The sequence below is a fragment of the Metabacillus endolithicus genome (assembly GCF_023078335.1).
Lineage (GTDB): Bacteria > Bacillota > Bacilli > Bacillales > Bacillaceae > Metabacillus > Metabacillus endolithicus.
Map to the genome: position 1 here is coordinate 2,975,170 of NZ_CP095550.1, position 19,564 is coordinate 2,994,733.

Genomic DNA, 19,564 nt, shown 5'->3' on the forward strand with positions numbered 1-19,564 from the left:
CATGCAGGGAGCCTTCTCGAAATGAAAGGAATTAAAAAAAGCTTTGGCTCAAACCACGTATTAAAAGGGATTGACTTGGATGTCAAAGCGGCTGAGGTACATGTTTTATTAGGGGAGAACGGTGCTGGGAAGTCCACTTTCATTAAAATACTAACTGGTGCGTATGAAAAGGATGCTGGAGAGATCTACTGGGAAGGGGAAAAAGTCCAGCTCAATAACCCTATCGATGCAATGAACTTAGGAATTGCTACTATTTATCAGGAACTAAATGTTATACCAGAGCTGAAGGTCTATGAAAATATCTTTCTAGGAAGAGAGCTTAAGCAGGGTGGAAAGTTTTCCATGCTTGATCGAAAAGCGATGATTACTGAAGCGAAACGATGTTTATCTCTCTTAGGTCAAAAAACAGAGCTTGCAGAAATGGAACTAGGGGAGTTGGGGATTGGCCAGCAGCAGCTTGTCGAAATTGCGAAAGCGCTTGCCCTTGATGCAAAACTAATCATAATGGATGAACCAACTTCAAGTTTAAGTGCTCAAGAAGTAGAGCAGTTATACAGCTGCGTTGAGGCTTAGTTGAAAAAGGGATTGCAATTGTTTTTATTTCTCATCGTTTAGAGGAAATTAAACGTATGGGTAACAGGATTACAATTCTAAGAGATGGATATAAAATCGATACACTACCAGTAAAAGATACAGATCCGGACTATTGGATTGAATTAATGGTAGGGCGTTCGTTAGATGAAAAGTTTCCAAAGCAGTCTTTTACACTTGGAGAAGAAGGATTCCGTATTGAAAATATGCTTGTAGAGGGAACGGAACAACCAGTTAATTTCTCTGTTAATTACGGAGAAATAGTTGGGTTCTCTGGACTTGTCGGTGCGGGAAGAACAGAGCTTGCAAGAGCTATTTTTGGCGCTGATCCAAGGAATAAGGATGCGAAAATATTGATTGATGGGCAAGAAGTCCAAATTAAAAATCCTCGTGATGCCATCGATGCAGGGATTGCTTTTATTACGGAAGACCGAAAAAGTGAAGGGCTTCTACTAGATCAGGCTGCAGATATCAATATTGCTTTAGCAAATATGAAAGGGTTTCAAAACAAAGCTAAACTCATTAATTTAAAGGATATTCGAGCGAAGGCAGAAGAATACATTAAAGAATTACAAATTCGTCCAAATAATATTGAACTTCATGCACGCAATTTTAGTGGCGGTAACCAGCAGAAAGTGGTCATTGCAAAATGGCTATGTACACAGGCGAAAGTGTTTATCTTCGACGAACCGACAAGGGGTATTGATGTTGGAGCGAAGGTTGAGGTGTACCGCTTGATGAATCAACTTGTTGAAAACGGTTCCATCGTCATGATGATATCTTCTGATCTTCCAGAAATCCTTGGAATGTGCGATAGGGTATATGTTATGAGCGAAGGGAAAATAACTGCGAATTTACCAATTCATGAGGCTTCTCAAGAAAGAATAATGAAAGCGGCTACGGGGGATGAAGCAATGAGCCAAATTATAGTAGATAAAAAGCAGGAAAACATAACGGAAAAGAAAACCATTAAAACATACTTAGCTAAACTAGCACCACTACTAGCATTAATTCTTTTATCAGGAATACTTACCTTTTTGTCAGATAAGTTTTTAACAGTTAATAACTTAATGAATATTGCACGACAATCTTCTATTAATGCGCTCCTTGCGATTGGTATGCTTCTTCCAATCCTGACAGCAGGGATTGATTTATCAGTAGGTTCTATTCTTGCTGTATCCATCATGATCATGGGAATTGTCTCAGTTAGTATGAGCTTAAATCCAGTACTTGGAATTATTGTTTGTCTTGCTGTAGGTGCGGCTTCGGATTGCTTAATGGTGTGCTTTTAACGAAATTACGATTACCACATCCATTTATTTCAACTTTAGGTACGCAGTTTATCGGACGTGGTATTGCTTTACTTGTTACAGCAGCAGCACCAATTGCTGGTTTCCCATACATTATTCAATTCGTTGGACGGGAGTTTGTTGGTCCCATCCCAGTTAGTTTTATCTTGGTTATCTTTGTTTATGTAGTCATGCATATTTTTTTAACAAGAACACAGACAGGTCGATATATTTACGCTATTGGAGGTAACCCTGAAGCTGCAAGACTTTCTGGTATTAAAGTAGACAGAGTATTAATTATCGTATACACCATCAGTGGTTTCATGGCTGGGCTTGCTGGTTTAGTTATGGTGGGACGAGTGAACTCTGCCTTCCCACTCGCTGGTGTTACCTATGAGCTAGATGCAATTGCAGCGGTTATTATCGGTGGGCTATTTAGCTTCTTAGGAGGCGTTGGAACAGTAGCAGGTACATTAATAGGAGCTATGATTATTGCTGTACTCCGTAATGGTCTCAATCTTCTTAATGTATCAGCCGACTCTCAAATGGCGCTAATTGGAGTCGTCATCATTGCAGCGGTTTATGTTGACGTTTTACGTCAGCGTAAAAAAAGAAAGTAAGAGTCTTCTAGTTAGGTAGTAATTAAATTTAAAATATATCAAACGGGGGTAATTACTATGTTGAAAAAGAAATTCAAACTATTCGGAGCTGCATTGGCTCTATCAGCAATGACATTAGCAGGTTGTTCAGGTAGTGGGGAAACTGGTGGAAGTTCATCAGGTGACAGCAATGGTGGAGGAGGAGAATCTGTTTCGGTTGTATTAAAAACTTTATCCAACCCCATATTGGAAGTATGTAGAAGCGGGTGCCAAGGCTGCAGGGGAAGAATTTGGTGTAGATGTAACTGTTGTTGGACCTGCTGCAGAATCAGAAGTTATCCAACAGGTCAATATGCTTGAGGATCAGGTTAGTCAGTCACCGGGTGCGATATTAGTGGCTCCTTCTCAGCCAGAAACTGTTGTCCCGGTATTAGAAAATGCTTCAAGTTCTGGGCTTCCAGTTCTATTGATTGATACAGATGTAGAGTTTGAAGGAAAAACAACTTTCATTGGAACAGAAAACTTTACAGCAGGTCAAGAAGGCGGTAAGCTCCTTGCTTCAATGCTTGAAAAAGGAGATAAAGTTGTACTTATTTCCGGAGCTTTAGGAAATCCAGCAACTGATGAGCGTATTAAAGGTGCGAAAGAAGCTCTTGAAGCAGCAGGTATGGAAGTAGTTGCCGAACAACCGGCAGATAGCGATAAAGCAAAGGCAATGTCTGTAATGGAAAACATCCTTCAGAATGATAAAGATATAAAAGGTGTATTTGCTGCTAACGATGACATGGCAATTGGTGTATTGCGTGCAGTGCAAGCAGAGAATCTGGATGTGAAGGTAATTGGTACAGATGGTACTGAGGAAGCTGTTCAATCAATTTTAGATGGAAAGCTTGCTGGAACAATTGCTCAATCTCCATATAACATGGGATACCAAGGTGTTGAAAATGCCTTGAAGGTAATGAAAGGTGAGTCAATTGATGAAAGAATCGATGCAGGTATTGACATTATTACGAAAGAAAACGCCCAAGAACAATTAGACTTCTTAAAGAGCATCTCCGAATAAGTGTTACCTAAATAAAATTCTTCATGCTAATATAGAAGAAGGAATTAACTTTTAAGGAGTATGAAGATTATGAAGCCCACTATATATGATGTTGCTAAAAAAGCAGGGGTTTCGATTGCAACTGTGTCTAAAGTGATTAATAATACTGGCAGAATTAGTGAAGAAACACGAAAAATGGTTACGAAGATTATGGAACAATTGGAATACCAACCAAGTAGTGTGGCGGCTGCATTAACTGGGAAGAAAACGTATACAATCGGTGTGCTCATCCCAGATATTGCGAACCCCTTCTTTGCGGAAGTTTCCCGTGCATTAGAAAACAGTGCACGGGAAACTGATTACGCCATTATATTATGCAGCACTGATTACCAAACAGAACGGGAGCATGAATATTTGGAGCTTCTGTTAAAAAAACAGGTAGACGGTATTATTATTGCAACGGAGCCAAAAGATCTTAATGTGTATAAAAAGCTAGCTAGTAAAAAAATTCCACATCTGTTTTTCACTATCGACCATCCTTCTTTTATTTCACATGTCGTAACAACGGATGATGTTCGAGGAGGATATCTTGCTGGCCGATACTTATTAGAAAAAGGTCACCACCATATAGCTGTAATTGCAGAGACTAATCGCACGAGTGGAAGATTGAGGATTCAAGGCTTTATTCAATCCCTTCAGGAAGAAGGAGTTGAGTTTGATGAAAACCTATTGATTCATTCTAAATCAAAGATAGAAGATGCGAAAAATGCTGCACAAATCATATTAGGTATGGAAAATAGACCAACAGCCGTTTTTGCTGGAACCGATTTAATTGCAACTATTTTCGCTAATGAATCAAGAAAAAAGCAGGTTTCCATCCCAGATAAAATTTCAATAATTGGTTTTGATAATACGATCCAAGCAGAATTGGCCGACCCGGGATTAACCACAATTGCTCAACCAATCGATGAGTTGGCTCATTATGCAATTCAAAATTTATTAAAATCAGTTGAAAACCCAGCAATGCCTGGACATAGAATTATGTTAGTTCCAGAACTGATTGAACGGCATTCAGTAAAGGATATAAAAGTAGAACCACCATCTTGAGCAAGTGACCAGTATATAAGGCTGGTTATTAAAAATTGGTTAAGCGCTTTACTTTTTTAGGGGAATTTTCTGAATTCCCTTGTTATTATAGATATATCATGTATATAATATTAGGTGAGAAAACGCTTAACCTTTATTTACCTTAGGAGGAAATGTTGAAATGCAAAAGTTAACTTTGGGGATTATTGGTGCAGGAAGAATTGGGAGATTACATGTTGACAACTTAAAATTAGTGCCAGAAATCAAAATAAAAGGTGTTTCCGATGTTGTAATTGATCATCTTGAAACATGGGCAACAGAGAAGCAAATTGAAGTTTTAACAACAGATTACAAGGTTTTGTTAAATGATCCAGAGATTGACGCGGTGTTTATTTGTTCACCTACAACTACGCACGCAAATCTAATTAAAGAAGCAGCAGCAGCTGGTAAGCACATATTCTGTGAAAAACCAGTAAGCTTCTCAGTTGAAGAGACAGAAGAAGCGCTTGCTGAAGTCGATAAGGCTGGGGTTAAACTTCAAGTAGGTTTTAACCGTCGATTCGATCCGAATTTCAAGAAAATTCGTTCTCTTGTTCAAGATGGAACGATTGGGATACCTCATATTTTGAGAATCACATCACGTGACCCTCAACCACCAGGTGTTGATTATATAAAAACTTCAGGTGGTTTGTTCATGGATATGGCGATTCATGATTTCGATATGGCAAGGTATGTGATGGGGAGTGAAGTTGTAGAGGTATCTGCCCATGGTGCGGTACTGGTTGACCCAGCTATCGGTGAAGCGGGAGATATTGATACAGCGATTGTTACTTTGAAATTTGCCAACGGTGCACTTGGGGTAATTGATAATAGCCGCCAAGCAGTTTATGGGTATGATCAGCGCCTAGAAATCTTCGGAGACAAGGGTGCAGCCCAAGCTGATAATAACCGTGCTACGAATGTAGAGGTATCTACTGCTGAATCTGTATTAAAAGAGAAACCGCTTTACTTCTTCCTTGAACGTTATACTCAAGCCTATATTGATGAAGTAACTGAGTTCGCAAAAGCAATTCTTGAAAATGGTGATTTAACTTGCACGGGCTTTGATGGTTTGCAAGCAGAACGTATTGCAAAAGCTGCAAAACAATCGCTTGAAACTGGGGCTCCAGTTACGTTAGAACAAGTAACTGAGAAAGTAGCAAACTAGTAGGACGAAAGGAAGGATAGTATGAACCCGCTTAAGTTTGAACAAAATCGGCTGCTTGATATTATTGCTATTGGGCGCCTATGTATCGATTTAAATGCGAATGAAACAAACCGGCCAATGGAAGAAACTAGTACTTTTACAAAATATGTTGGAGGATCACCTGCTAATATCGCAATCGGTTCTGCAAGATTAGGTCAGAAACAGGTTTTATTGGAAAAGTATCTGACGACCAAATGGGTCGATTCATCACAAATTACTTAGAGGAAAACAATATTGATACAAACGGTGTAACAGTTGACAAAACAGGTGCAGTTACTGGGCTTGCATTTACAGAAATCAAGAGCCCAACTGATTGTAGCATTTTAATGTACCGCGATAACGTAGCAGATTTGAAACTTCATCCTTCTGAGGTAGATGAAGAATATATTAAACAATCAAAAGCACTATTAATCTCTGGTACTGCCCTAGCAAAAAGTCCATCTCGTGAAGCTGTATTTTTAGCACTTGAATATGCAAACAAACATAATGTGACTTGCTTCTTTGACCTTGACTACCGTCCTTACTCTTGGACAGACGAAGCAGAAACAGCAGTATACTACAACTTGGCTGCTGAAAAATGTGAAGTGATTATCGGTACTCGTGAAGAGTTCGATATGATGGAAAAACTACTTAATATCGATAAATCTGATGATTCCTATACAGCATCCCGATGGTTCTCTTACCGAGCTGACCTTGTGGTAATCAAACACGGAGGGGAAGGTTCTATCGGTTATACGAAAGATGGTAACTCTCACCGTAGCGGGATCTTCCCTGCAAAAGTCCTTAAAACATTCGGGGCAGGTGATTCATATGCTTCTGCATTCATCTATGGATTGATGAACGGAAAAGAGGTTTCTGAGGCAATGAAGATGGGAAGTGCATCTGCTTCTATTGTTATCTCACGTCATAGCTGTTCTGATGCAATGCCGACAAATGAAGAGCTAAACCAACATATGGAAACAGCAGTTTACGAACCAGCTAAGTAATCAGATTTCTAAAATAATAACCTGGGGCTTGTTCTCATTAAATTATCTTTATTTTGAAAGCAAACATTATCTTGAATAATAGAAAGGGAGATTTTAAATGACACAAACAACAGTAAAAACATTAAAGAACTACATTGGTGGCGAATGGGTAGATTCAAGTTCAGAACAAAGAGAAGTCGTATATAATCCAGCGACAGGAGAAGAAATTGCGATTGTTCCTCTTTCGACAAAAGAAGAAGTAGATCAGGCTGTTCGTGTAGCAGATGAAGCATTCAAAACGTGGTCTCAAACAGCAGTACCAAAACGTTCTCGTATTCTTTTCAAGTATCAACAGCTTTTGGTTGAAAACTGGGATGAGCTTGCTAAATTGGTTACCATCGAAAACGGAAAAAGCTTCAAAGAAGCACAAGGTGAAGTTCTTCGTGGGATTGAGTGCGTTGAATTCGCAGCTGGAGCTCCAACTTTAATGATGGGTAAGCAACTTCCAGATATCGCGAGTGGACTTGAGTCTGGTATGTATCGTTACCCAGTTGGGGTTGTAGGGGGAATCACGCCGTTCAACTTCCCAATGATGGTTCCATGCTGGATGTTCCCGCTTGCAATTGCTTGCGGTAACACATTCGTATTAAAACCATCTGAGCGTACTCCACTTCTTGCACAGCGTCTAGCTGAACTATTTGAAGAAGCTGGTCTACCAAAGGGTGTTCTTAACATTGTAAACGGAGCTCATGACGTAGTTAACGGACTTTTAGAGCACAAGCTTGTTAAAGCTATCTCATTCGTAGGTTCACAACCAGTCGCAGAATATGTTTATAAAACAGGAGCCGCTAACCTTAAGCGTGTTCAAGCACTTGCTGGTGCAAAAAACCACTCTATTGTATTAAGTGATGCAAATCTTGATAATGCAGTAAATCAAATTATCGGTGCAGCATTCGGCTCTGCTGGTGAGCGTTGTATGGCAGCTGCAGTTGTAACAGTAGAAGAGTCAATTGCTGACGAGTTAATTGAAAGATTAAAGAAAGCGGCAGATGATATTGTGATCGGAAACGGACTTGAAGAGGACGTATTCTTAGGACCGGTTATCCGTGAAAACCACAAAGCTCGTACACTTGGCTACATCGAGTCTGGAGTTGAACAAGGTGCAACTATTGTACGTGATGGTCGTAAAGATGCAGAAGTAACTGGAAAAGGATACTTCGTTGGACCAACAATTTTTGATAATGTAACTCAAGAAATGAAAATTTGGCAGGATGAAATCTTCGCTCCAGTTCTTTCGATTGTCCGTGTGAAAGATTTAGCGGAAGCGGTTGACGTTGCAAACAACTCTAACTTCGCAAATGGTGCTTGCTTATATACTGATAGCGCAATTGCTGTACGTCAATTCCGTGAAACAATAGATTCCGGCATGCTTGGAATCAACATTGGTGTTCAAGCCCCAATGGCATTTTTCCCATTCTCTGGCTATAAGGATTCCTTCTATGGAGATCTACATGCTAATGGTACAGACGGTGTTGAATTCTACACTAGAAAGAAAATGCTAACTGCTCGTTACATGAAGTAATTGAATCTATAAAAAGGGAAGTGGTGGGATGAAGTAGCTCGTCCACTTCCTTTTATTATGTGAAAATAAAGGCCATCAAATCTTCAACACCATAATCGAGAGGAGAATAGATTGTGAATAGCATTCGTTTAACAACAGCTCAGGCACTTGTGAGATTTTTAAATGCACAATATGTAGAATTTGACGGGAAACAAGAAAGATTTATTAAAGGGATTTTTACAATTTTTGGTCATGGAAACGTGGTCGGTCTTGGTCAAGCACTTGAAGAAAACCCAGGAGACCTTGAGGTTTACCAAGGACGAAATGAGCAAGGAATGGCAAATGCAGCGATGGCATTTGCAAAACAAAAGCATCGCAAACAAATCATGGCTTGTACTTCATCCGTAGGACCAGGAGCTGCAAACATGGTAACTTCTGCTGCAACTGCAACCGCTAACAATATACCGGTACTCTTATTACCTGGTGATGTGTTTGCAACTCGCCAGCCAGATCCAGTTTTACAGCAAATTGAACAAACACATAATCTATCAATTTCAACAAACGATGCGTTTCGTGCTGTAAGTAAGTATTGGGACCGCGTTTCACGTCCAGAGCAACTAATGTCAGCGATGTTGAATGCGATGCGCGTCTTAACAAATCCAGCTGATACTGGTGCGGTAACCATTGGGCTGCCACAAGATGTTCAAGGGGAAGCATGGAATTTCCCGGTGAGCTTCTTCGAAAAGCGTGTTCATCGTATTGAACGCCGTCAGCCATCCTTGGAAAGCATTAAAGATGCAGTGAAACTTATTCAATCAAAGAAAAAGCCATTACTAATTTTAGGTGGCGGGGTGCGCTACTCAGAGGCTGCGGATGCATTAGTTGAATTCTCAGAGAGGTTCAACATTCCGTTTGGTGAAACACAAGCTGGCAAAAGTGCTGTGGAAAGCAGCCATCCATTAAACCTTGGCGGCGTTGGAGTAACAGGAAACCTTGCAGCAAATCAGATTGCAAAGGATGCTGACTTAATAATAGGGGTAGGAACTCGTTTCACTGATTTTACAACCGGTTCTAAGCATTTGTTTGCCGAAGCAGATGTTTTAACTATCAATATTTCTGAATTCCATGCTGCCAAGCTTGATGCAGTAAAGGTAGTGGCTGATGCAAAAGTAGGCTAAATGCAATTTCAGAGGAACTAGGTCCATACAAAACGGCTTATGAAAGTGAAATTACAGATGCAAAGCAAGCATGGCAGAGGGAATTGAATCGATTATATGAAATCAAATATGGTGAAGGATTTAAGCCAGAAATAGCTGGCCAGTTAGATGATAAACTTCCAGAATATGTAGAGGTTTTTGGCTCTCAATTAACACAAACATCTGTACTTGGCTTTGTCAACCACCTTGTCGATGATCATGCTATTGTTGTTGGTGCAGCGGGAAGTCTTCCGGGTGACCTTCAACGTATGTGGGTTTCAAAAACCCGTAATACGTATCATATGGAATATGGCTATTCTTGCATGGGTTATGAAATTGCTGGCGCACTTGGTGTGAAGCTTGCTGAACCAGAGCGTGAAGTTTATGCCATGACTGGGGATGGAAGCTACTTAATGCTTCATACAGAGCTTGTTACCTCCTTGCAAGAAGGTAAGAAAATCAATGTTGTATTGTTTGATAACTCAGGTTTCGGCTGCATCAACAATCTTCAAATGGGTAACGGAATGGGAAGTTTTGGTACAGAATTTAGAAAACGTAATCCAGAGACCGGTAAGATGGATGGAAACATCATGACCATTGATTTTGCAAAAGTAGCAGAAGGGTATGGTGTGAAAACCTATTCCGTTCGTACTCTTGAAGAACTAAAAGCAGCGTTGGTTGATGCGAAAAATCAAACCGTTAGCACCCTCATTGATATAAAAGTACTACCGAAAACGATGAGCGATGGCTACGATTCCTGGTGGAATGTAGGGGTAGCAGAAGTCTCAGAAAAAGAAAGTATCCAACAAGCATTTGAAGATAAAAAAATCAATCTAGATAAAGCACGCACATACTAGGAGGAAAGCAGATATGTTCAAAGAGGGTCAAGTAAAATTAGCTATAGCACCAATTGGCTGGACGAACGATGATATGCCTGAACTTGGTGGAACTGTGACATTTGAGCAATGTATTAGTGAGATGGCTTTAGCAGGCTTTTCCGGTAGTGAAGTGGGAAATAAGTATCCGCGTGATCCAGTAATATTGAATAAATACTTATCGATTCGTGGGTTAGAGATTGCCAGTGCATGGTTTAGTTCATTCTTAACTTCTAAACCATTTGAAGAAACAGCTGAGGATTTTAAAGTCCACCGTGATTTTTTACATGCTATGGGTGCAAAGGTTATCGTTGTATCCGAACAAGGCAACAGTATTCAAGGTCAAATGGACACGGCTTTATTTGAAAATAAACCAGTGTTTTCCGAGGAAGAATGGACGGTATTTCTTGATGGAATTCAACGTCTTGGTGACCTTGCAGCTGAAAAAGAAATGAAGCTTGTTTACCATCATCATATGGGGACTGGTGTTCAAACGACAGAAGAAATTACTCGTCTAATGGAAGGAACTGATCCAAATAAGGTTTCTCTTTTATATGATACAGGGCATTTAGTTTTCTCAGGAGAGGATTATTTAGAGGTATTAACGAAGTATATGGACCGTATTCACCATGTTCATTTAAAAGATGTTCGTGCTGATGTAGCTCAGAAGGTTCGTGATGAAAAGGTGAGCTTCCTTCAAGGAGTTAAACAAGGAGTATTTACAGTACCAGGAGATGGTCTAATTGATTTTAAACCTATCTTTAAACTGCTAAGTGAAGCGAATTATGAAGGATGGTTTGTTGTAGAAGCTGAACAGGACCCAGCTATTGCTAATCCTTTTGAATATGCCGTTAAAGCACGTAAATATATTCGTGAGAATTGTGGATTGTAAAATAAATAAGACACCTTAAACCTGTACGCTAGATGTACAGGTTTCTTTATACCTCTTCTGCATTTCAGAAAATGGAAGGAGAAGTGCTATGAAAAATGATAAAAACAGGAAAATAAATCGAAATCTGTTTCAAGCTCATTTTCTGAGTATAGTTTTTTGTTTTTGGTTTTCGATGTTTATTTACGTCCAAACCTTTGGGGTCTATTTAGCATTTCTAGACTTTGGATATTATGCAACCGGCATCATTATGGGGAGTTATGGAATTATGCAGATTATCCTTCGCTTTCCAATTGGTTTTCTTGCAGACCGTTATCAAATCAGCGGCAAGTTTTTAGTAGGAATTGGATTCATTGCTTCACTTGCGAGTGTGCTGTTACTTGCATTATCCACGGAGTTCCTTCCTATTTTTATGGGGAGATTTTTAGCAGGATTTACCGCTGCAATGTGGGTCGTACTTACGATTTGGTATAGCTCATCTTTTAGTAAACAACAGTCATTAAAAGCGATGAGTCAGCTTCAATACACAATGGTTGGCTCCCAATTAATTTCAATGGTGCTTAGTGGCTTAATTGCCGATTTCTATGGTTTTACATATTTATTTTGGGTTGGTGCTGTTTTCGCCTCGCTTGGGTTCATTTTAGTCCTTTTGCTGCCAAACCAAGAACCTAAACGGGCACAAGAATCAATTCAAATGAAACATGCTCCAATTTTTGACCGAATCATAAGGATACGAAAAATTTGGTCATTAAGCATATTGTCACTTATCGGCCATGCCGTTTTATTTACAACGATTTTTGGTTTTTCATCAGTTTATTTCACACAGTTAAATGAACACCAATCTGCAATCATGTTTCTAGTCGTTTCATTTATGCTTCCTCATGGCATGGCTCCATTAATTTTATCTATAAAAAAAAGCCAACTGAAAAATTCTTTTAAATTGCTGATGCTTTGTTTCGTTGTTGGGATTTCTACACTATTATTTTTAGGCTCCATTGATAGTTGGGTCATGTATTGTATCTTACACGGAATACTTGGACTTTCCTTAGGTTTTGTGTTTCCTATTTTATTAGACGAGGTATATAAGGCGGATGAAGTAGGTGCTTCAAAGACGATCATGGGACTCTATCAATCTGTTTACTCAATAGGAATCGTTGCTGGTCCAATCGTTGCTGGCTATTTTGCTTTGAAAGTAGAGATTGGTGCAGTTTTTATTCTTTCGGCATTCTTACTTCTATTAGGTGGAATATTATCATTGGTAGAAAGCGTAAAGCTTAGTAAAGGAAAGGGAGAAATTGGTGAGAAAGTGAAGAGTATTTAAAAGACAGAACGGGAACTGACCAATTTCCTAGCTGCTCTTATTTTAGTAATAATATTGAATATGCAACCAAAAATTTTCCTGTTTGGAAGAGTATAGGGAATTATATAAAAAAGAATATGTAAAAATTACAGGTCTGCTATTGACTGAAAATGCTTTCAATATTATCATATAATCATAAAGTTAACCAACAATTACCCAAATGTTATTAAACAGTTATGATCACTATTTGGGAACATTAATTGTTTAATGGCCTCGATTGTATTTCATATTTTAGCAGTTTAATGAGGGGGAGAAAAATGAGTAAACTTTTACGAAAACCAAACAAAGCAGAGCAAGAATTAACAGTTATTCATAATGTAACGACAGAAAATTCTTCTTTGGAATATGTAGAATTTAAGGTTGTCGATTTAACTCCTGGAGCAAAGTATGCTGAAGAGTTAGATGAAAAAGAGGTATGCATCGTCGCAGTAACCGGACGAATCAATGTTACGGATCAAGAGCAAACTTTCAGAAACTTGGGAACTCGTGAAAGCGTTTTTGAGCAAAAGCCAACTGACAGTGTGTATATATCGAATAATCGCAGTTTTGAAATTGAAGGAGTAAGTAAGGCACGCGTAGCAATATGTTATTCACCTTCTGAAAATCAATTACCGACAAAGTTAATCAAAGCATCTGACATTGGAATTGAACACAGAGGCGTTCAAAACAATAAGCGATTAGTACATAATATTTTACCAGATTCAGATCCATCTGCTAATAGCTTATTAGTAGTTGAGGTTTTTACAGAAAGTGGAAACTGGTCAAGTTATCCTCCCCATAAGCATGATCAAGATAATTTACCATATGAATCTTTCTTAGAGGAGACCTATTATCATGAAATGAATCCAAAACAAGGGTTTGTTTTCCAAAGAGTTTATACCGATGATCGTTCTATCGATGAAACAATGACAGTAGAACATGGAGACGTTGTCATTGTACCGGCAGGTTATCATCCCGTAGGTGTGCCGGATGGCTACGTTTCTTACTATTTAAATGTAATGGCAGGTCCAAAACGAACTTGGAAATTCCATAATGATCCAGATCATGAATGGATACTTAAAAGTCGCCAATAAATATTGATAATGCAAGGTGCTGGTTACATTACAGTATAACTAGCACCTTGATAGGGTCAATAAATGAAATCGCTTTTTTATAAGTATATTATGGTAGCAAATTTTATAGATAAAAAGGGGAATTATGGAACAGGATGCAAAGTCAAAGTGAAAAATTAAGAGTCTATTGACATAAACAAAGGGGTGTAAACTTAATGCTAGTTTCTATAAAAGAAATGCTAATAAAAGCAAAAGAGGATCGGTATGCAGTCGGTCAATATAACATTAATAGTTTCCAATGGGTGGAAGCGATTCTGGAGGCCTCAGAGGAAGAACAGGCTCCGGTTATTTTAGCTGCTTCTGATCGACTGGTCGATTACCTTGGTGGCTTCAACGTAATCGACACTTGGGTTAGAACGCTGGTAGAAGTAAAGAAAATTAATGTCCCTGTAGCATTGCATTTGGACCATGGCAGAAGTGTAGAAAGGTGTAAAGAAGCAATTGATGCAGGATTTACATCTGTTATGATCGATGGTTCACATCATCCAATTGATGAAAATATCGAGATGACGAAACAAGTCGTTGAGTATGCTAAGGCTCGTGGGGTATCGGTTGAGGCTGAAGTTGGAACCGTTGGTGGTAATGAAGACGGTCTAATCGGTGGAATTAACTATGCAGATCCAGAAGAATGTGTAAGGTTAGTTAAAGAGACTGGGGTTGATGCATTGGCAGCTGCCCTTGGTTCAGTTCATGGTCCCTATCAGGGAGAGCCGAAACTTGGATTTGATGAAATGAAACAAATTGCTGAAATGACTGGGATTCCGCTAGTTTTGCATGGTGGTTCTGGAATTCCATTACATCAAATCCAAAAAGCAATTGAATATGGGCATGCCAAGATTAATGTGAACACAGAATGCCTACAGGCTTGGACAAGGGCAATTCGAGAAGTGTTAGCAACTAATTCTGAGCTATACGATCCACGTGCCATCCTTACTCCGGGAAAAGAAGCAGTAAAGTTGACAGTGAAAGCGAAAATAAAAGATTTTAGAACAAATAACAAGGCTATTTTAAGCAGTATTAATACTTAATTCAAAAGAGGCTATTTAAAAATGAATGAATATCCTCAACAACTTAGGAGGAATAAAGCTTATGATTTGGCTGATTTTTCTTAGCTTCTTAGCTTATACAGTATTTGTGATGTGGTTTTCCTGGTATAAGACAAAAGGGACAGACATGTCGACCACAGATGGTTACTTCCTTGGTGGCCGAAGTCTAACAGGTATTGTCATCGCGTCTTCATTGATCTTAACTAATCTTTCAACTGAACAAATTGTTGGATTAAATGGTCAAGCATTCGGAGAATCAATGGCGGTAATGGCATGGGAAGTTGCCTCTCCACTGGCATTGATTGTAATGGCCCTTATTTTACTACCGAAGTACTTAAAAGCAGGCTTACAACAATTCCAGATTTTCTTGAACGACGTTATGACTTAAGAACAAGACAAATTGCATCTCTTTTATTCTTAATTAGTTATGCTGTTGCCTATCTACCAGTTGTTCTGTACTCTGGTGCACTAGTATTAGATAGTATCTTTTCATTAACATCGATTACCAATTTAAGCCCATTCATGCTTGTTCTTGTTATTTCGGCTGCTATTGGAGTTATAAGTTTAGGATACACAATTCTTGGCGGCCTCAAAGCAGCTGCTATGAGTGATACAATCAACGGAATTGGGTTAATTATTGGTGGTCTACTTATTCCTATCCTTGCTTTAGTTGCACTCGGTGGAGGAAACTTAGCTAGCGGTGTCAGTGAATTGCTTCATGCAAACCCTGGAAAACTGAACGCTATTGGCGGGACTGAGTCTTCTGTACCATGGCCAGTGTTAATCACAGGGATGCTTTTCAACAACATTTTCTATTGGGCAATGAACCAATCGATTATTCAACGTACATTTGCTGCGAAAAACTTAGCAGAAGGTCAAAAAGGAGTTTTGTTTGCAGGGTTATTTAAGGTATTTGGAATGACATTTTTAGTATTGCCTGGTATTATTGCTTACCTACTTTATGGAAATTCATTAAGCAATAATGATGCCGCATACCCAACACTTGTTATTGATGTTCTTCCGGTAGCATTATCAGGATTTTTAGCAGCAGTATTATTCGGAGCAATTTTAAGTTCATTTAATAATACTTTAAATAGTGCGATTACTCTATTCTCACTTGATATTTATAAACCAATCTTTAAACCACAAGCTCAAGAAAGAGAACTTGTAAAAGCGGGTCGAGTCTTTGCTTTTGGACTAGCCATTGCGTCGGTTATTGTAGCTCCGTTTATCATGTATGCGCCTTCAGGATTATATGCATATTTACAGGAAATGAATGGTTTTTATAACTTACCAATTATTGCAATGATCCTTGTAGGCTTTTTCAGTAAACGTGTACCAGCGTATGCAGGTAAGGTGGTCATCGTTGTTCATATTGTACTATATTCACTATCAAAGGTCTTCTTAAGTGATGTTAACTTCCTTTATGTACTATCAATTCTCTTAGCTGTTGACATTTTTGTCATGTTGGTATTAGGAAGATTGAATCCAAGAAAAACACCATTTGTGTTAAATGATGCGAAGAAAGTTGACCTAACTCCATGGAAACATGCAAAAACATTTTCAGCTTTTCTTGTCATTATTATGCTAGGAGTTTATGCTTTCTTCTCTCCTATAGGGATTGCAGACTCAAGTTTGGCAACGTATTCGGTATCGCAAGTTGTCTTTTTGTTAGTAAACCTGGTGATTATTGGGTCAGTTGCTTGGTTCTGGTATAGAACCAATAAAAAATTAGATAGTGCTGATAGCAAAGACGAGGATCAAAAAAAGTCGTTTAATCTTTTAACCGAAAAGAAAGCGGTAACGGTTATCAGTCTTTTCTAAAAATAAGAAATCATAAGAAAATAGGTTGGGATTGTTCTCTCAATCTATTTTCTTCAAGGTTAGGCTTAAGATAAAAAGGGGGTTTAAATATGCCTTTAGTTCGGTTCGATTTGATTGAGGGAAGAGACGAACATTCTGTAAGAAAGCTTTTAGATGCTGCTCACCACGCCATGGTACAAGCCTTTGGAGTACCTGAAAGAGATCGATATCAAATTGTCACTCAGCATCCGGCAAGTGAAATGATGATTGAAGATACAGGTTTAGGATTTGAAAGAAGCAAAGATGTCGTTGTCGTAAGCGTGACAAGTAAACAAAGAACGGAAGAACAAAAACAGAAATTTTATCAATTATTGGTTAAGGAATTAGGGGAACAATGCGGAATAGAACCAAATGATATTATGATCTCTGTTGTGACAAATGGAAATGCTGATTGGAGCTTTGGTTATGGTAAGGCTCAATTTCTAACAGGAGAGTTATAAGAATTAAAAGCGGACCAATTAGCTTGGTCCGCTTTTATGATGAGTGCCTCTTAATAATTAAGGATAATATTATGCTCAAGTGCAAATAGTTGATAATTCTCATTTGGCTCTTTATCTGTAATGAGGTAATGGATTTCATCTAAGTTGCAATAAGTAGTTAAAGCATATTTATCAAACTTACCATGGTCGACTAATAGAAAGACTTGAGAACACTTCTTCACTGCGGAGCTTTTAAGTTCACTCTCAAGAGGGGCTGAGTTTGTGACCCCATTTGAAATTGAGATTCCTGTTGATGCCATGAAGGCTTTATTTATATTGTAGGTTTTAAAGAGATCCAATCCTTTATAACTTGTAAAGGACTTTGTTTCTCGTTCAAGCATTCCTCCGGTAGAAAAAATGTTTAAGTTCTTATAAGGCATCGATTCTACGATAAAGTCCACATTGTTTGTTACAACTGTTATATTCTTCTCTTTAACAAAATGGAACATTTCAAATGTTGTTGTACCTGAATCTATAAAGATAATATCTCCATCATTTACATAATTGGCAGCTAGTTTAGCAATGTGTGTTTTTTCTGTTTGATTGCGGACCTTTCTATCATTGAAGGATACTAGTGTGGAATGGTTAACTGCAACTCCACCGTATACCTTTTTCAAGTCGCCATGTTCGACCAGCACTTGAACATCTCTTCTGATAGTGTTTTTTGATACACCAAATACCTCAACAAGTTCATCCAAAGAAACAGTTTCATGTTTCAATACATACTCTTGTATTTGGTGTATCCTTTTGGTTTTTAACATCTCGATTCCCCTTTAGCACAGTGATGTAAGCGCTTATATATGTTATTAATTATTATATCAACAATTAACCAATACTTCACCACTTTTATATAATAAACTAAAATAAATTATATGTCGCGACATAAGACTTGTGTAAATATATTTAAGGAAAGGTTTTCTGCAAGACAGGTTAACACAAACAAAGAGCTAATATACCTTCTCTTTAGTAATAACAAAAACTTACATACATTGTTCATTGCTGTGGGTATGTGACTGGTAAATAGAACGTTTAGAAAATTCAATTATACTTTTTTTATACTTTATACAAGTTGAGTGTGAATTTGGTAAATTTTTCTCAGTTTTATACCAAAATATGATACTTTCACCCAAAAAACTTACCATCAATAGGAAAAAAGATGTCCTATTAGTGATATTATAGTAGAGGACTAATTTTTATAAAAATTATAGCGAGAGTGAGGTAGCAAAGCTTCGTGAACTTTAAAACAACTTTATACATCGGTTTTGGAGTTGTGATTATTGCAATGGGGATTATCGCAAGTATTATTATTAATACATATCAAAACCAAACACAGCAGATGAATGAGCTTGTGAATGATCGTTATATTAAGATTGAACATGCGAATACTATTCGTTATGAAATGAGTTCTATTGATTTAGATAACGTGAGTGAAAGAAACGAAATAGATCAACAGTCCATTCAATTGTCCGAGAAGGCTTTTCAAAGGGCAAATCAGAAATTAGTAGAGTTAGAGAAGTTGATTGAAATTCAACAGGCAAAGGATATATTTGCAAAACTCGCCAACAACTATGATTCTTTTCGATCTAGCTATGATGAGTTAATATCGAATCAAGCAAGTGAGAGCAACTTGAACTTATTAGAGCGTGTAAAAGAAGATAAAGCAAATCTACTTATTACTATTGAAGACCTAATCGACTTTCAAGAAAAGGTCATGCAGGATACTTTAAAACAAACAGAGGAAGCATACAGCAATGTGTTAAAAAACATCATTATTTCTGGGGCAATCGGTCTTGTCTTTGCTTTAACAATTGCGTTTATCGTAGTAAATAATATAACAAAACGGTTACGAAAGTTTAAGAGTGTATTAGTCACATTAGCAGATGATCATTATGGGTATACGAGAGTGGATATTCATTCGAATGACGAAATCGGTCAAATTGCAAACGCTTATAATGAATTAGTGAGTACTCTAGAAAAACAAGAACAAATTGAACAGCAATATCGAATAAAAATAGAAGATCAGAACTGGTTAAAAACAAGCATTGCCGAATTATCTGTCCTCATACAAGGGGTTAGTGATTTAAACTTAGCAGGCGAACGGTTCATACAGAAACTCTCCCAAACCATTGGGGCTAGTTATGGTGTCCTATATTTATTACATAAGGATGAAGAAAGTCCTTATCTAGAAAAACTTTCTTCTTACGCGTATACTACACCAAAAAGTAATCAACTTGCACTCAACAGAATTAGTTTTGGTGAGGGCTTAGTTGGTCAATGCGCAAAATCAAAAGAGATGATTTTGTTAGAAAACATTTCTGATGACTACATTCAAATCTCGTCAGAAATTTAGGTCATACAAATCCAA

Annotated in this window: 12 protein-coding genes and 6 pseudogenes; 17 read left to right on the plus strand and 1 reads right to left on the minus strand. The window is 38.1% G+C overall.

Going from position 1 to position 19,564, the window contains the following annotated elements; translation table 11 throughout:
- Window positions 1–21 precede the first annotated feature (21 nt).
- The 16 genes and pseudogenes from MVE64_RS15280 (at window position 22) to MVE64_RS15355 (ending at window position 17,160) form a co-directional block, all read left to right on the plus strand.
- Window positions 22–573 carry an ATP-binding cassette domain-containing protein gene (locus tag MVE64_RS15280; RefSeq protein WP_247339271.1) on the plus strand — a complete coding sequence of 184 codons (552 nt, stop codon included), beginning with the start codon at window positions 22–24 and terminating at the stop codon, window positions 571–573.
- Window positions 574–797: 224 nt separating this feature from the next.
- Window positions 798–1,226: pseudogene (locus MVE64_RS15285) on the plus strand (ATP-binding cassette domain-containing protein); the annotation flags it as partial.
- A 279-nt stretch (window positions 1,227–1,505) separates the two neighbouring features.
- Window positions 1,506–2,500 (plus strand): annotated as a pseudogene (locus tag MVE64_RS15290) (ABC transporter permease).
- A gap of 57 nt (window positions 2,501–2,557) precedes the next feature.
- Entirely contained in the window at window positions 2,558–2,839 is a 282-nt protein-coding gene (locus tag MVE64_RS15295; RefSeq protein WP_247339272.1) for a hypothetical protein, read from the plus strand.
- Window positions 2,775–3,542, plus strand: a pseudogene (locus tag MVE64_RS15300) (sugar ABC transporter substrate-binding protein); the annotation flags it as partial. The gene MVE64_RS15295 and the pseudogene MVE64_RS15300, both read left to right, overlap by 65 nt.
- Before the next feature lie 69 nt (window positions 3,543–3,611).
- Window positions 3,612–4,628: a LacI family DNA-binding transcriptional regulator gene (locus MVE64_RS15305; protein WP_247339273.1), complete on the plus strand. Its 1,017-nt coding sequence runs from the start codon at window positions 3,612–3,614 to the stop codon at window positions 4,626–4,628.
- Between the two features lie 160 nt (window positions 4,629–4,788).
- On the plus strand, window positions 4,789–5,814 hold the full coding sequence (gene iolG / locus MVE64_RS15310; RefSeq protein WP_247339275.1) for an inositol 2-dehydrogenase: 1,026 nt from the start codon (window positions 4,789–4,791) through the stop codon (window positions 5,812–5,814).
- Window positions 5,815–5,835: 21 nt separating this feature from the next.
- Window positions 5,836–6,839 (plus strand): annotated as a pseudogene (gene iolC, locus MVE64_RS15315) (5-dehydro-2-deoxygluconokinase).
- A gap of 97 nt (window positions 6,840–6,936) precedes the next feature.
- Window positions 6,937–8,400 carry a CoA-acylating methylmalonate-semialdehyde dehydrogenase gene (locus MVE64_RS15320; protein ID WP_247339276.1) on the plus strand — a complete coding sequence of 488 codons (1,464 nt, stop codon included), beginning with the start codon at window positions 6,937–6,939 and terminating at the stop codon, window positions 8,398–8,400.
- A gap of 113 nt (window positions 8,401–8,513) precedes the next feature.
- Window positions 8,514–10,432, plus strand: a pseudogene (gene iolD, locus MVE64_RS15325) (3D-(3,5/4)-trihydroxycyclohexane-1,2-dione acylhydrolase (decyclizing)).
- Window positions 10,433–10,445: 13 nt separating this feature from the next.
- The gene (gene iolE / locus MVE64_RS15330; RefSeq protein WP_247339277.1) at window positions 10,446–11,342 is read left to right on the plus strand and encodes a myo-inosose-2 dehydratase; all 897 of its coding nucleotides are present in this window, start codon (window positions 10,446–10,448) and stop codon (window positions 11,340–11,342) included.
- A gap of 88 nt (window positions 11,343–11,430) precedes the next feature.
- Window positions 11,431–12,660, plus strand: a complete 1,230-nt coding sequence (locus tag MVE64_RS15335; protein ID WP_247339278.1) for an MFS transporter — start codon at window positions 11,431–11,433, stop codon at window positions 12,658–12,660.
- A gap of 296 nt (window positions 12,661–12,956) precedes the next feature.
- The gene (gene iolB, locus MVE64_RS15340; RefSeq protein WP_247339281.1) at window positions 12,957–13,772 is read left to right on the plus strand and encodes a 5-deoxy-glucuronate isomerase; all 816 of its coding nucleotides are present in this window, start codon (window positions 12,957–12,959) and stop codon (window positions 13,770–13,772) included.
- A gap of 194 nt (window positions 13,773–13,966) precedes the next feature.
- A complete protein-coding gene (gene fba, locus MVE64_RS15345; protein WP_247339283.1) occupies window positions 13,967–14,839 on the plus strand; it encodes a class II fructose-1,6-bisphosphate aldolase in 873 nt (290 codons plus the stop codon).
- Window positions 14,840–14,900: 61 nt separating this feature from the next.
- Window positions 14,901–16,681, plus strand: a pseudogene (locus MVE64_RS15350) (solute:sodium symporter family transporter).
- Between the two features lie 89 nt (window positions 16,682–16,770).
- Window positions 16,771–17,160 (plus strand): tautomerase family protein, encoded by a 390-nt coding sequence (locus MVE64_RS15355; protein WP_247339285.1) that lies wholly within the window; start codon window positions 16,771–16,773, stop codon window positions 17,158–17,160.
- Window positions 17,161–17,210: 50 nt separating this feature from the next.
- On the opposite strand, the gene MVE64_RS15360 is transcribed toward MVE64_RS15355, so the two are convergent.
- Window positions 17,211–17,960, minus strand: coding sequence for a DeoR/GlpR family DNA-binding transcription regulator (locus MVE64_RS15360; RefSeq protein ID WP_247339288.1), 750 nt, complete (start codon window positions 17,958–17,960; stop codon window positions 17,211–17,213).
- 470 nt (window positions 17,961–18,430) lie between these two features.
- Between MVE64_RS15360 and MVE64_RS15365 the strand changes: the two genes are divergently transcribed.
- On the plus strand, window positions 18,431–19,549 hold the full coding sequence (locus tag MVE64_RS15365; protein WP_247339291.1) for a HAMP domain-containing protein: 1,119 nt from the start codon (window positions 18,431–18,433) through the stop codon (window positions 19,547–19,549).
- Window positions 19,550–19,564 lie beyond the last annotated feature (15 nt).

Excerpts from the sequence above, each read along its gene's own strand:
- MVE64_RS15355 (WP_247339285.1), top strand. The coding sequence starts at position 16,771 with ATGCCTTTAGTTCGGTTCGATTTGATTGAGGGAAGAGACGAACATTCT.
- MVE64_RS15305 (WP_247339273.1), top strand. The coding sequence starts at position 3,612 with ATGAAGCCCACTATATATGATGTTGCTAAAAAAGCAGGGGTTTCGATT.
- MVE64_RS15360 (WP_247339288.1), bottom strand. The coding sequence starts at position 17,960 with ATGTTAAAAACCAAAAGGATACACCAAATACAAGAGTATGTATTGAAA.
- MVE64_RS15295 (WP_247339272.1), top strand. The coding sequence starts at position 2,558 with ATGTTGAAAAAGAAATTCAAACTATTCGGAGCTGCATTGGCTCTATCA.
- MVE64_RS15335 (WP_247339278.1), top strand. The coding sequence starts at position 11,431 with ATGAAAAATGATAAAAACAGGAAAATAAATCGAAATCTGTTTCAAGCT.
- iolE (WP_247339277.1), top strand. The coding sequence starts at position 10,446 with ATGTTCAAAGAGGGTCAAGTAAAATTAGCTATAGCACCAATTGGCTGG.
- MVE64_RS15280 (WP_247339271.1), top strand. The coding sequence starts at position 22 with ATGAAAGGAATTAAAAAAAGCTTTGGCTCAAACCACGTATTAAAAGGG.
- fba (WP_247339283.1), top strand. The coding sequence starts at position 13,967 with ATGCTAGTTTCTATAAAAGAAATGCTAATAAAAGCAAAAGAGGATCGG.
- MVE64_RS15320 (WP_247339276.1), top strand. The coding sequence starts at position 6,937 with ATGACACAAACAACAGTAAAAACATTAAAGAACTACATTGGTGGCGAA.
- iolB (WP_247339281.1), top strand. The coding sequence starts at position 12,957 with ATGAGTAAACTTTTACGAAAACCAAACAAAGCAGAGCAAGAATTAACA.
- iolG (WP_247339275.1), top strand. The coding sequence starts at position 4,789 with ATGCAAAAGTTAACTTTGGGGATTATTGGTGCAGGAAGAATTGGGAGA.